This is a genomic window from Bradyrhizobium sp. BR2003, from assembly GCF_009720285.1.
Lineage (GTDB): Bacteria > Pseudomonadota > Alphaproteobacteria > Rhizobiales > Xanthobacteraceae > Bradyrhizobium > Bradyrhizobium elkanii.
Genome location: NZ_SMYJ01000030.1, coordinates 21,958 through 34,447 on the forward strand (window position 1 = coordinate 21,958; position 12,490 = coordinate 34,447).

The following is a 12,490-nucleotide window of genomic DNA, read 5'->3' on the forward strand; positions in this document are numbered from 1 at the left end:
AAAGGAGCCGACGGCGGCTGACGGTCGACCAGGCGACTTGACACGTCGGGCAACTCAGGGATATTCTTCTAATATTCCGAAATCGTGTAGGCCCCCTTTGCCGCAGGCGTCGCTTCCGCTCGCCTATGCCCGGCTACCCACGTCTCACCTTATTGTCACCCCCAGAAACGTGGATGCCCGGGACAAGCCCGGGCATGACGAGAATTTCCAACGAGATGAGGGGGCGCCTTACGCCGTCGCCATGTCCGGGAACACCGCCTCGATCTTGGTCTTCAGCGTGGCGGCATTGAACGGCTTGACGATGTAGTTGTTGACGCCGGCCTTCTTGGCCGCGATCACGTTCTCGGTCTTGGATTCCGCCGTGATCATGATGAAGGGCGTGGTCGCGAGATTGGGATCGGCGCGGACTTCCTTGAGCAGGTCGTAGCCGGTCATCGGCTCCATGTTCCAGTCGGAAATCACCAGGCCGTACTTCTTGCCGCGCATCTTGTTCAGCGCCGCGGAGCCGTCGGAGGCATCGTCGATATTCTCGAATCCAAGCTGCTTGAGAAGATTCCGGATGATGCGGATCATGGTGCTGTAATCATCAACCACCAGAACCGGCATGGACAAATCAACCGCCATCTTTCCCCCCAAAGCAACAAACGCAACTTGGCTTCTGCACAAACGCAGCTTTCCGCCAACGACTAACAGCAGCCGTTAAACAGCGCGTTAACCGCCTGAATCCGGATTGTTACGGATTTGACGCGATTTTCGCTACCTTGACTTCCACACCGCCGCCGCGTCACGGTCCGGCCCGCACCAATCATGCTTAAGAATCCTTGAAGAATACACTCATGAGCACCGGCTTTACCGTTATCCGCGACAACACCCCCGCAAGCGCCATTCCGAAAGGCGCCGTGGTCGCGATGGGAAATTTCGATGGCGTCCATCTCGGTCACCGCGCCGTGATCGGCGCGGCGCTTGCGATGGGCAAAGCGCGCGGCGTGCCCGCGCTCGCCGTGACCTTCGAGCCGCATCCGCGCAGCTTCTTCAGCCCGAACACCCCGCAATTCCGTCTCACGGACGAGACCAACAAGCTGCGGCTGCTCGCGGCCACCGGGCTCGCCGGTGCCGTCGTGATGACCTTCGACAAGGCGCGCGCCGGGACCTCGGCACAGGATTTCATTCACCACGACCTGATCGGCCGGCTCGGCATCAGCGGGATCGCGGTCGGTTACGACTTCCATTTCGGCAAGGGCCGGGTCGGCTCGCCGAGCCTTCTGGTCAGCGAAGCGCCGCGGCTCGGCATCGAGGTCGATGTGCAGGCCCATGTCGACATCGAGGAACGCCCGGTTTCCTCCAGCGCCATCCGCATGGCGCTCGCCGAGGGCGAGATCGCGGATGCGACCACGATGCTGGGCGGACCGTGGTTCGTCACCGGCAAGGTGATCCACGGCGAGAAGCGCGGCCGCGACCTCGGCTACCCCACCGCCAATATCCGCCTCGACAAGCATTGCGGCCTGAAGCACGGCATCTACGCGGTGCGGGTCGGCAAGGGCGCGCAACGGTTCGACGGTGTCGCAAGCTTCGGGCGCCGGCCGACCTTCGACAACGGCGCGCCGCTGCTCGAGGTGTTCCTGTTCGACTTCAAGGGCGATCTGTACGACGCGGTGCTTGATGTCGCATTCATCGGTTTCATTCGCGAAGAGCTGAAATTCGACACCATCGAAGCGTTGATACGCCAGATGGATGACGACAGCGCCACCGCGCGCGCGGTCCTCGCGGCGGCGCCGGACGCGTTTCCCAAGCTCGGAATGATTGATTGACCAGGACTGAAAAGCAAAAAATGCTGGCGGGCGAGCTGTATCGCCCGGATGCGGAGCTCGCCGCCGACCATACCGCGGCGGAACAATGGATGGCGCGCTACAATGCGTCGGGCGCTTCCTCCGCGGCCGAGCTGCACGCGCTGCTCGGCGAACGCTTCCGCAAGGTCGGCAGGGATGCCGTGATCCGGCCACCGTTCTTTTGCGACTACGGCAGCAATATCAGCCTCGGCGATGGCGTGTTCCTCAACTTCAATTGCGTGATCCTCGACGTCGTCGAGGTCGTGATCGGCGATCGGACCCAGATCGGACCCGCGGTGCAGATCTATACCGCCGACCACCCGCGCGATGCCGAAACCCGCCGCGCCGGGCTGGAATTCGGCCGCCCGATCCGGATCGGCAACGACGTCTGGATCGGCGGCGGTGCCATCATCCTGCCGGGCGTCACGATCGGCGACGGCGCCCTGGTCGGGGCCGGCAGCGTGGTGACGCGGGACGTCGCGTCAGGCACGATCGTGGCCGGAAATCCGGCCCGGCCGCGGCAGGGCTGAGCCGCGCCATCCGCGCGGGCGCTACGGGCCACCGCGGGGCAGTCGCATATGAAATTCGAATGGCATCGGCGGTCGGCTCCCTCTCCCGCTTGCGGGGAGGGTTGGGGGGCTCTCTCCGCAAGTCATATTTGTGGAGAGAGCCCCCACCCGCCACGCGCTTCGCGCGCGTCGGCCTCCCCCGCAAGCGGGAGAGGCCCGCGGATGCTCGCCGCAGACGTCATATGCGATTGCCCTACCGGCCACCGGGGGCTTTGCGATTTCCCCGTCCGGCTGCTATGGAAACCCCATGTTTTCGCGGCGCATCATACGGATTAGCGGCCCGGCTTCCGCCTGAGCCTGAAGGCTCGGCGCAAGACCGGGACTTTCGCCGTTTTCACCCGCGATTGATCGCGTTTCCGCGCCCGCACCTGCCAAATCAGAGCTTTCATGTCCGACAAGCCGCAAAAGACCGACGCTAACGACTATTCCAAGACCCTTTACCTGCCGCAGACGGATTTCCCGATGCGCGCCGGCCTGCCCCAGCGCGAGCCGGAAATCCTGAAATACTGGAACGAGATCGGCCTCTACGACAAGCTCCGCCGGGAGGCCGAGGGCCGTGCCAAATTCGTGCTGCATGATGGCCCGCCCTACGCCAACGGCAACATCCATATCGGGCACGCGCTGAACAAGATCCTCAAGGACGTCGTGACCAAGAGCCAGCAGATGCTCGGCTTCGACTCCAACTACATTCCGGGCTGGGACTGCCACGGCCTGCCGATCGAATGGAAGATCGAGGAGGAGAACTACCGCTCCAAGGGCAAGCAGAAGCCGGATTTCCGCGACTCCGCCGCGATGGTCGCGTTCCGCAGGGAATGCCGTGCCTATGCGACGCACTGGATCAACGTGCAGCGCGAGGAGTTCAAGCGGCTCGGCATCATCGGCGACTGGGATCATCCCTACGAGACGATGAGCTATCCGGCCGAAGCCCAGATCGCCCGCGAGCTGATGAAGTTCGCGGCCAACGGCACGCTCTATCGCGGCTCGAAGCCGGTGATGTGGAGCGTGGTCGAGAAGACCGCGCTGGCCGAAGCCGAAGTCGAATACGAGGACTACACCTCCGACATGGTGTGGGTGAAATTCCCGGTCACCTCGCCGGCGCATGGCGCGCTCGCCAATACCTCGGTCGTGATCTGGACCACCACGCCGTGGACGCTGCCCGGCAACCGCGCCATCTCGTTCTCGCCGAAGATCGCCTATGGCCTCTACAAGGTGACGGATGCGCCGGCGGACAACTGGGCGAAGACCGGCGATCTCCTGATCCTGGCCGACGCGCTCGCCGCCGAGGTGTTCAAGCAGGCCCGCGTCACGTCCTATGAGAAGGTCCGCGATATTCCCGGCGACACGCTGGACGCCGTGGAATGCGCGCATCCGTTGAAGGGCTTTGGCGGCGGCTACGAATTCATCGTGCCGCTGCTCGAAGGCGAGCATGTCACCGACGACACCGGCACCGGCTTCGTGCACACCGCGCCGAGCCACGGCCGCGAGGACTTCGACGTCTGGACGGCCAACACCCGCGAGCTCGATGCGCGCGGCATCAACACCGCGATCCCCTACACCGTCGACGAGAACGGCGCCTTCACGGCGCATGCCCCCGGCTTCACCGGCAAACGCGTGCTCAACGACAAGGGCGAGAAGGGCGATGCCAACGAGGCCGTGATCAAGGCGCTGATCGAGGCCGGCAAGCTGCTCGCGCGCGGCCGCCTCAAGCACCAGTATCCGCACTCCTGGCGCTCCAAGAAGCCGGTGATCTTCCGCAACACGCCGCAATGGTTCATCGCGATGGACAAGCCCATCGCCGAGAGCGGCCATGCGAAGAAGGGCGACACGCTGCGCGCCCGCGCGCTGCACGCGATCTCGGTCACGCAATGGGTGCCGCCGGCCGGCGAGAACCGTATCAACGGCATGATCGCCAACCGTCCCGACTGGGTGATCTCGCGCCAGCGCGCCTGGGGCGTGCCGATCGCCGTGTTCGTGCGCGAGAACAGCGACGGCTCAGCCGAGATCCTGCAGGACGAGGTCGTCAACCAGCGCATCACCGAGGCGTTCATGGAGGAAGGCGCCGACGCCTGGTACATGGACGGCGCCCGCGAGCGTTTCCTCGGGTCGCGCGCGTCCGAGAACTGGAAGAAGGTCGACGACATCTGCGACGTCTGGTTCGATTCCGGCTCCACGCACGCCTTCGTGCTGGAAGACCGCCAGAACTTCCCGCAGCTCGGCAGCATCGTCCGCAAGGTCGATGGCGGCAACGACACCGTGATGTATCTCGAAGGCAGCGACCAGCATCGCGGCTGGTTCCACTCGTCGCTGCTGGAAAGCGCCGGCACGCGCGGCCGCGCGCCTTACGACATCGTGCTGACCCACGGCTTCACGCTCGACGAGAACGGCCGCAAGATGTCGAAGTCGCTCGGCAACACCGTCGAGCCGCAAAAGGTGATCAAGGATTCCGGCGCGGATATCCTGCGCCTGTGGGTCTGCGCCACCGACTATGCCGACGACCAGCGCATCGGCCCGGAGATCCTCAAGAACACCATCGAGACCTACCGGAAGCTGCGCAACTCGATCCGCTGGATGCTCGGCACGCTGCATCATTTCAAGCCGAGCGAGAAGATCGCCTTTGCCGAGATGCCCGAGCTCGAGCGGCTGATGCTGCACGAGCTCGCCGGCCACGCCGAGACCATCCGCAAGGCCTATGCCGACTTCGACTACAAGACCGTGGTCGCAAGCCTCGCGGCCTTCATGAACTCCGAGCTGTCGGCATTCTACTTCGACATCCGCAAGGACACGCTGTATTGCGATCCACCGTCCTCGGTGGCGCGCAAGGCGGCGCTGACCACGATCGATCTGCTCTGCGACGCGATCCTGAAATGGCTGGCGCCGATCCTCAGCTTCACCACCGACGAAGCCTGGCGGATGTATCGGCCGAACGCCGAGCCTTCGGTGCATCTGACCCTGTTCCCCGAAGGTCTCGAGCAGTTCCGCGACGACGCGCTTGCCGCGAAGTGGGAGACGATCCGCAACGTCCGCCGCGTCGTCACCGGCGCGCTCGAACTCGAACGCGCCGCCAAGCGGATCGGCTCCTCGCTCGAGGCATCGCCGGTGATCTACGTCGCTGACAGGCAGATGCTGGCCACATTGTTCGACATCGATCTCGCCGAGGTCTGCATCACCTCGAATTACGAGGTGCGCGAGGGCGAGGCGCCGGCGAACGCCTTCCGCCTCGATACCGTCCCTGGCGTTGCGGTCGTGGTCGAGAAGGCGGTCGGCACCAAATGCGCCCGTTCGTGGAAGATCCTGCCGACGGTGGGCGAGGACCCCGAATATCCCGACGTCTCGCCGCGCGATGCGCAAGCGCTGCGCGAATGGAAGGCGCTGGGGGGCACGGCTTGAGCTCGCCCGTTCGCGCCGGTGTGCTTGCGGCGGTCATCACCCTGATCGCCGACCAGGCCTCCAAGCTCTGGCTGCTCCACGTCCTGGATATCGCGCGTCACGCCCCGGTGCGGGTGACGCCGTTCTTCGACCTGGTGCTTGCCTGGAATCCAGGGATCAGTTTCGGCTGGTTCCAGAGCGAGACCCCGGCGGCCCAGATCCTGCTGATGGTGATCAAGGCCGCGGCCGTGATCGCCTTGGCGATCTGGATGGCGCGGTCGCGGACCTGGCTCGCGACGGTGTCGCTCGGCCTGATCATCGGCGGCGCCATCGGGAACGGCATCGACCGCTTCGCCTATGGCGCGGTGGTCGATTTTGCCCTGCTTCATGCCGAGATCGCGGGAAAAACCTTCAATTGGTACATCTTCAACCTTGCCGACGTAGCCATCGTTGCTGGCGTGGCAGCCCTATTGTATGATTCCCTGGTGGGGACCCCCGCCGTAAAAGCGCCCTGATCCCGGCCGATACGAGCCGGTCAGCGGTCGACACCTGTGTCAAGCGGAACTGTGCCTAAGCCAGTGATCGCTTTGGCGAAAATTTGAGATGGGAATGGCGCGATGCGCAACACCAAAGCCCGCGGTTACCTGATCGAGACGTCCCGGCTGCCGCTGATGCGCGGCCTCCGCCTGGCGTTCGTCGCAGCCGGGATCGGCCTTGTCATGACGGCCGGCCCGGTGCGCGCCGGCGACGATGAGGATGACGGCGACGACGGCCTGACCTTCGAAGAGCGGATCGTCGACAATCTGATGACCGGGCTCGGCGCCAAGAGCGCGGCCAGCAAGGGCATCGACTACCGCGAGCGCTCGCCGCTGGTGGTGCCGCCGAAGCTCGATTTGCCCCCGCCGGCATCGACCGCCCAGGTCAACGCGCCGAACTGGCCGAAGGACCCTGATATCGCGGCGCGCAAGGCTGCGATCGCGGCGCGCAAGAAGGAAGTCAAGAAGGAGCCGTGGCAGTCGGCGGTGGCGTTGACGCCGGCCGAGATCGAGGCGGGCCGCAAGCAGCAGACCGCCACCGACGGCCGCAAGGAGCCGCTGGAGCCCGGCGTGAGCACCAATCCGTCGCTGATGCCGAGCCAGCTCGGTTACACCGGCGGCCTGCTCGGCATGTTCAAGGGAAACAGCAGCGAGTCCAAGCCGTTCAAGGGCGAGCCGACCCGCGAATCCCTGACCGAGCCGCCTCCGGGCTACCAGACCCCCTCCGCGGGCTATGCCTACGGCACCGGCCCGCAGGCGCCGATGGCGAAAGAGGGCCAGTACGACGTCATGACCGGAAAACCGGTGCAGTGATCGCTTGGCCTCGGCGGGCGAAGGCTGACATGAGCAAAGCTTAATGCGGGGCGGCGGGTGTCTCTCCGCTTCGTGACCATGGGCACGGGAACGACCGTGTACGATGGCTTGCTTTCGCGCCCCGGCCGTGTGTCCGGGCTTTCACAAGGACCATGATGCGCTCTCGCCGATCGATCGCCCTGTTCGCTGCCGCATTCGTTTCCACCATCCCGCTGCCGGGTGCCAGCCTCCGCGCCCAGACCACCGTCACCTCGGAACGCCCCGCCAGTTTCACGCTCGACAACGGCCTGCAGGTCGTGGTGATCCCCGACCATCGCACGCCGGTGGTGACGCAGATGATCTGGTACAAGGTCGGCTCGGCCGACGAGACGCCCGGCAAGTCGGGCCTCGCGCATTTCCTCGAACATCTGATGTTCAAGGGCACGGCCAAGCATCCGGCCGGCGAGTTCTCGCAAACCGTGCTGCGCGTCGGCGGCAATGAGAACGCCTTCACCTCGGTTGACTACACCGGCTACTTCCAGCGCGTGCCGCGCGAGCAGCTGCCCACCATGATGGAGTTCGAGGCCGACCGCATGACCGGCCTGATTCTCAAGGACGAGAACGTGCTGCCCGAGCGCGACGTCGTCCTCGAGGAGTTCAACATGCGGGTTGCCAACAACCCGGATGCAAGGCTGACCGAGCAGATCATGGCCGCGCTTTATCTCAACCATCCCTATGGCCGGCCGGTGATCGGCTGGCACCAGGAGATCGAGAAGCTCGACCGCGAGGACGCGCTCGCCTTCTACCGGCGCTTCTACGCGCCAAACAACGCGATCCTGGTCATCGCCGGCGACGTCGACGTCAAGGATATCCGCCCGCTGGTCGAGAAGAATTTCGGCCCGATCCCGGCGCAGCATTCGATCCCCGAGAAGCGGGTCCGGCCGCAGGAGCCGACGCCGGCCGCGCCGCGCACCGTGACGCTGTCGGATCCGCGCGTCGAGCAACCGAGCCTGCGCCGCTATTACCTCGTGCCCTCGGCGACGACGGCGGCAGCGGGCGAGAGCCAGGCGCTCGATGTGCTCGCGCAGCTGATGGGCGGCGGCGCCAACTCCTATCTCTATCGCTCGCTGGTGATCGACAAGGGCCTCGCGATCTCGGCCGGCGCCGGCTACCAGGGCACCTCGCTCGATCCGTCGCAATTCTCGATCTCGGTGACGCCGAAACCCGGCGTCGAGTTCGCGCAGATCGAGGACGCGATCGACAAGGTGATCGCCGATCTCGCGCAGAACCCGGCGCGCGCCGAGGATCTCGAACGGGTCAAGACCCAGCTCATCGCGGAGGCGATCTACGCCCAGGACAACCAGGCGACACTGGCACGCTGGTATGGCGGCGCGCTGACCACCGGGCTCAGCATCGAGGATATCCGCAGCTGGCCGGACCGCATTCGCGCCGTCACCGCCGAGCAGGTGCGCGCTGCTGCCGCCAGCTGGCTCGACAAGAAGCGGTCGGTGACCGGCTATCTGATCAAGGATACTGCGCCGAAACGCGAGGAGAAGCGCTCGTGATCTATTCCCTCACCCGCCGTGCGGCGCTGATCGGCGGCGCCTGCGCCGCGCTGCTGACGCTGACGTCGGCGCCCTCGCAGGCCGCGGCCAGGATCCAGCGGCTGGTATCGCCCGGCGGCATCGAGGCGTGGTTCGTGCAGGACGCGACCGTGCCGTTGATCGCAATGGAATATTCCTTCAGCGGCGGCGCCAGCCAGGATCCGCCCGGCAAGCCCGGCGTCGGCAATCTGGTCGCCGACCTGCTCGACGAGGGCTCCGGCGATCTCGATTCCAAGACCTTTCATGAGCGGCTCGAGCGCCGCGCCATCGAGCTCGGCTTCCAGTCGAACCGCGATCAATTCCGCGGCTCGCTGCGCATGCTCAAGGACAACAAGGACGAAGCCTACGACCTGTTGCGGATGGCGCTGACCTCGCCGCATTTCGAGCCGAAGGACGTCGAACGGATCCGCGCCCAGGTGATCGCCAATCTGCGTCGCGAATCGACCAATCCATCCTCGCTCGCCGGCCGCAAGTTCCTCGAGCTCGCATTCGGCGATCATCCCTATGCCAGGACGGCCACCGGCACGCTCGACAGCGTGCCGACCATCCAGATATCGGATCTCAAGGACTACACCCGCCGCATCATCGCCAGGGATACGCTGCGCGTTGCCGTGGTCGGTGACGTCGATCCCGATACGCTCGGCAAGCTGCTGGACAAGACCTTTGGCGGCCTGCCGGCGAAGGCCGAACTGACGCCCGTCCCCGACGTCGTGGCGACCAGGCCGCCGCAGCGCGCCTTCGTCCCGCTCGACGTGCCGCAGACCGTCGTCACCTTCGGCGGCCCCGGCATCGCCAGGCACGACCCGGATTTCATGGCGGCCTATGTGGTGAACCACATTCTCGGCGGCGGCGGACTGTCGTCGCGGCTCTACAAGGAAGTGCGCGAGAAGCGCGGACTGGCCTATTCGATCTATGAAGCGCTGGTCTGGATGGATCACTCCGCGCTGTTCATCGGCAACACCGGCACCCGCGCCGACCGCGCCGGCGAAACCGTCGATGCGATCGAAGCGGAAGTCCGCCGCATCGCCGAGGAAGGTCCGACGCAGAAGGAGCTCGACGAGGCGAAGTCCTACCTCAAGGGCTCGCAGATGCTGGCGCTCGACACCTCCTCCAAGCTCGCGCAGGCGATGCTGCAATACCAGCTCGACAAGCTGCCGATCGATTACATCGAGAAGCGCAACGCCATCGTCGACGCCGTGACGCTCGACGATGCCAAGCGGGTCGCCAAGCGGCTCTGGGGCAACGGCCTGCTCACCGCAATCGTCGGCCGCGCCCCGCAAGCCGCGGCGCAGCCGGTGTCGGCGCCGCCGAAGGCCAACTGACGCGTTTCGGCGGGCGTCCGCTTCTTCAGACACCACCGTTGTGGCCACCCCTCTCCCCGCCCTCCCCCGCAAGGGGGGAGGGAGCCTGAGAGGCGTGCCCACCTCACATCGTGCCTCCATCTGCATCGCAACCGAAGCCCAAGTCTGGAACGTTAGCCCAAGTCTGGAACGTTATGGACGCACAGGCGGATGGGCTCCGTCCCCCCTTGCGGGGGAGGGTCGGGGAGAGGGGTGGCCGCGCACGCTGACCGCAGTCGCACCCCAAGCGTATCCACCGCAAACCCGCTATCCTGCGGCCTGCCGATTCTTCCCTCCATGGGTGATGTCATGCTGCGGGTGTCCCGCGACCTTACGATCGACGAGAACGACATTGAGATCGTCTTTGTCCGCGCCTCCGGTCCGGGCGGGCAGAATGTCAACAAGGTCTCGACCGCGGCGCAGCTTCGCTTCGATGCCAACAAGATTGCATTGCCGGCAGACGCCGCGCAGCGGCTGGCGCGGCTCGCCGGCAGCCGCATGACCAAGGACGGCGTGATCGTGATCCACGCCTTCCGCTTTCGCACCCAGGAACGCAATCGCGCTGATGCGATCGAGCGGCTGCTCGAGATGTTGAAGGAGGCGATGGTGCGGCCGACACCGCGGCGGCCGACCAAGCCGACGCTCGGCTCCAAGCAGCGCCGGCTCGAGGGCAAGAAGCGGCGCAGCGACATCAAGGCAGGGCGCGGCGCGCGCCGTTTCGACGACTAGATCATGATGCGTTTCCACGGAAACGCATCGTGATCTCATCTCCTTGTTTGAGCATGATCTTTTCGGAAAGCCGGTTTCCACTTTTCCGGATCATGCTCCAGGGAACGCCGGACGCAGCGCACGCGGCACTGCATCCGGGATCCGGTCAGCGTAACCAGACGCGTTTTCGCGCGAAGCGGATGCCGGTTCGCGCGAAGGAACGCATCAGAACAAGAAGCTTGAGCTTTGGTTCTGATCAATCAGAACCGCGAAGGCTCTCGTACTTCAGTACTTCTTGGTTGCAGGCGCCATCTCGGAACCGCCCGACTTCGGTGCCGTGCGTCCGCTGCCGACCGTTCCCTTGCTGCCCGACTTGGCAGTGGCACCGCTCTTCTGCGTCGGCGCGCCTGGTTGCGCCGCCATTTCCTCATCGCCGCTGCCGGACATGCCGCCGCCCTGCTGCATGGTACCTCTGCCCTGTGCACCGCCACGAAGCTGGGTATCCGGTGCAGTCGTCCCCTGTGCCAGGACCGGGCCGGCCATCGCGGCCGAGATGGCAAGGGCGAGCACGCTGGTTTTTGCAAACGTCATCCATTTCTCCTGGGATTTTAATTGACGATGGAGGAGCGGCGCAGGTGTGCGCCGTTTGCAGCGCCGACCCTGAACCCCATCGCGCGAGACTGCATTTTCCGCAAACGGCGCACGCAAGATGCAAGCTGCGTCGTGTGGTGATCGTGCAGGGATTTCGCGGTCATTTTGCGAAATTGTCGTCCGCATATGCGGCAACCACCGGTTCCGCGCCAGATCACCGCCCAGCTTTGTTCTGCTGTGAAACAGCCCGCTACTACCAACGGCGGATTTCAGCCTCCTACAGTCACCGCACAGAGGCGGTGATGTAGATGACAAAGCTGCGCGCAAGGTGGACGTTGGGGCTGGGATTTTGCAGCGCAATGCTTGCAGTGCAAATGGCCGGCGCGCAGATGCCCTTGCCCGCCGCCAAGCCGCCCGATGGGGCGACGCTGTTCAAGCAGCAATGCGCGACCTGCCACACCACCAACATGTCGGATGCCGTCCGGCAGGGACCGTCGCTCTACAGGATCGTCGGCCGCCACGCCGGCAAGGCCGACGGCTTCAAATATTCCGCGGGCTTCAGCAAGGCCGATTTCGTCTGGGACGACGCCAGGCTCGATGCCTGGCTGAGCAATCCGCAGGAGGTGATCCCGGGCGCCGTGATGGCCTACCGGCAGGCCAAGCCGGAAACCCGCGCCATGATCATCGCCTATCTGAAGGAGCTGAACTGAATGGCGAAACCCGTGCATTCGATGATCCGCGTGCTCGACGAAGCCAAAGCGCTCGACTTCTACCAGCGCGCATTCGGCCTCGAGATCGCGGACAATCTGAGGTTCCCCGATTTCGCGCTGATCTATCTGCGCCACCCCTCCTCGCCCTTCGAGGTCGAGCTCACGGTCAATTTCGATCGCAAGGAGCCCTACACGCTCGGCGACGGCTACGGCCATCTCGCCGTCATCGTCGATGACGTCGATGCCGAGCACGCGCGCTTCGAAGAGGAGAAACTGTCGCCCGGGCCGCTGCGCGACTTCAAGCATGACGGCAAGACGCTGGCGCGCTTCTTCTTCGTCTCCGATCCCGACGGCTACAAGATCGAGGTGATCCAGCGCGGCGGGCGCTTCGGCTAGAGCATGATCCGGAAAAGTGGAGACCGGTTTTCCCTCGCGACAAACGCGGAAC

Annotated in this window: 12 protein-coding genes; 10 read left to right on the top strand and 2 right to left on the bottom strand. The window is 65.0% G+C overall.

The window, feature by feature from the left end; genetic code table 11:
• Positions 1–228: 228 nt before the first annotated feature.
• Entirely contained in the window at positions 229–624 is a 396-nt protein-coding gene (locus tag E2I15_RS24475; RefSeq protein WP_016844467.1) for a response regulator, read from the bottom strand.
• Positions 625–836: 212 nt separating this feature from the next.
• Between E2I15_RS24475 and E2I15_RS24480 the strand changes: the two genes are divergently transcribed.
• The 8 genes from E2I15_RS24480 to arfB all read left to right on the top strand — a co-directional run bounded on the left by E2I15_RS24480 (position 837) and on the right by arfB (position 10,762).
• Positions 837–1,808: a bifunctional riboflavin kinase/FAD synthetase gene (locus tag E2I15_RS24480; RefSeq protein WP_137482665.1), complete on the top strand. Its 972-nt coding sequence runs from the start codon at positions 837–839 to the stop codon at positions 1,806–1,808.
• Positions 1,805–2,356, top strand: coding sequence for a sugar O-acetyltransferase (locus E2I15_RS24485; protein ID WP_170991737.1), 552 nt, complete (start codon positions 1,805–1,807; stop codon positions 2,354–2,356). Before E2I15_RS24480 ends, E2I15_RS24485 begins: the two co-directional genes overlap by 4 nt.
• Before the next feature lie 426 nt (positions 2,357–2,782).
• Positions 2,783–5,782: an isoleucine--tRNA ligase gene (ileS, locus tag E2I15_RS24490; RefSeq protein ID WP_137482664.1), complete on the top strand. Its 3,000-nt coding sequence runs from the start codon at positions 2,783–2,785 to the stop codon at positions 5,780–5,782.
• Positions 5,755–6,276: a signal peptidase II gene (lspA, locus tag E2I15_RS24495; protein WP_137482663.1), complete on the top strand. Its 522-nt coding sequence runs from the start codon at positions 5,755–5,757 to the stop codon at positions 6,274–6,276. The genes ileS and lspA overlap by 28 nt, the downstream gene beginning before the upstream one ends.
• Before the next feature lie 102 nt (positions 6,277–6,378).
• Positions 6,379–7,110 carry a hypothetical protein gene (locus tag E2I15_RS24500; protein WP_137482662.1) on the top strand — a complete coding sequence of 244 codons (732 nt, stop codon included), beginning with the start codon at positions 6,379–6,381 and terminating at the stop codon, positions 7,108–7,110.
• A 155-nt stretch (positions 7,111–7,265) separates the two neighbouring features.
• Positions 7,266–8,654, top strand: coding sequence for a M16 family metallopeptidase (locus E2I15_RS24505; protein ID WP_137482661.1), 1,389 nt, complete (start codon positions 7,266–7,268; stop codon positions 8,652–8,654).
• Complete coding sequence (locus tag E2I15_RS24510; RefSeq protein ID WP_170991735.1) at positions 8,651–10,015, top strand: M16 family metallopeptidase; 1,365 nt, start codon at positions 8,651–8,653, stop codon at positions 10,013–10,015. Before E2I15_RS24505 ends, E2I15_RS24510 begins: the two co-directional genes overlap by 4 nt.
• Positions 10,016–10,342: 327 nt before the next feature.
• Positions 10,343–10,762 carry an alternative ribosome rescue aminoacyl-tRNA hydrolase ArfB gene (gene arfB / locus E2I15_RS24515; protein ID WP_137482659.1) on the top strand — a complete coding sequence of 140 codons (420 nt, stop codon included), beginning with the start codon at positions 10,343–10,345 and terminating at the stop codon, positions 10,760–10,762.
• Between the two features lie 264 nt (positions 10,763–11,026).
• Here the strand turns inward: arfB and E2I15_RS24520 are convergent, their stop codons facing one another.
• Positions 11,027–11,332, bottom strand: a complete 306-nt coding sequence (locus tag E2I15_RS24520) for a hypothetical protein (RefSeq protein WP_038388017.1) — start codon at positions 11,330–11,332, stop codon at positions 11,027–11,029.
• A gap of 389 nt (positions 11,333–11,721) precedes the next feature.
• Between E2I15_RS24520 and E2I15_RS24525 the strand changes: the two genes are divergently transcribed.
• Both E2I15_RS24525 and E2I15_RS24530 read left to right on the top strand, forming a co-directional pair.
• Positions 11,722–12,042 carry a c-type cytochrome gene (locus E2I15_RS24525; protein ID WP_244981161.1) on the top strand — a complete coding sequence of 107 codons (321 nt, stop codon included), beginning with the start codon at positions 11,722–11,724 and terminating at the stop codon, positions 12,040–12,042.
• Positions 12,043–12,438, top strand: a complete 396-nt coding sequence (locus tag E2I15_RS24530; protein ID WP_137482658.1) for a VOC family protein — start codon at positions 12,043–12,045, stop codon at positions 12,436–12,438. It begins immediately after the preceding gene.
• Positions 12,439–12,490: the final 52 nt, after the last annotated feature.

Bases quoted from the DNA above. Each gene is read 5' to 3' on its own strand.
- ileS (WP_137482664.1), top strand. From the start codon at position 2,783: ATGTCCGACAAGCCGCAAAAGACCGACGCTAACGACTATTCCAAGACC.
- arfB (WP_137482659.1), top strand. From the start codon at position 10,343: ATGCTGCGGGTGTCCCGCGACCTTACGATCGACGAGAACGACATTGAG.
- E2I15_RS24530 (WP_137482658.1), top strand. From the start codon at position 12,043: ATGGCGAAACCCGTGCATTCGATGATCCGCGTGCTCGACGAAGCCAAA.
- E2I15_RS24480 (WP_137482665.1), top strand. From the start codon at position 837: ATGAGCACCGGCTTTACCGTTATCCGCGACAACACCCCCGCAAGCGCC.
- E2I15_RS24505 (WP_137482661.1), top strand. From the start codon at position 7,266: ATGCGCTCTCGCCGATCGATCGCCCTGTTCGCTGCCGCATTCGTTTCC.
- lspA (WP_137482663.1), top strand. From the start codon at position 5,755: ATGGAAGGCGCTGGGGGGCACGGCTTGAGCTCGCCCGTTCGCGCCGGT.
- E2I15_RS24525 (WP_244981161.1), top strand. From the start codon at position 11,722: ATGCCCTTGCCCGCCGCCAAGCCGCCCGATGGGGCGACGCTGTTCAAG.
- E2I15_RS24500 (WP_137482662.1), top strand. From the start codon at position 6,379: ATGCGCAACACCAAAGCCCGCGGTTACCTGATCGAGACGTCCCGGCTG.
- E2I15_RS24475 (WP_016844467.1), bottom strand. From the start codon at position 624: ATGGCGGTTGATTTGTCCATGCCGGTTCTGGTGGTTGATGATTACAGC.
- E2I15_RS24520 (WP_038388017.1), bottom strand. From the start codon at position 11,332: ATGACGTTTGCAAAAACCAGCGTGCTCGCCCTTGCCATCTCGGCCGCG.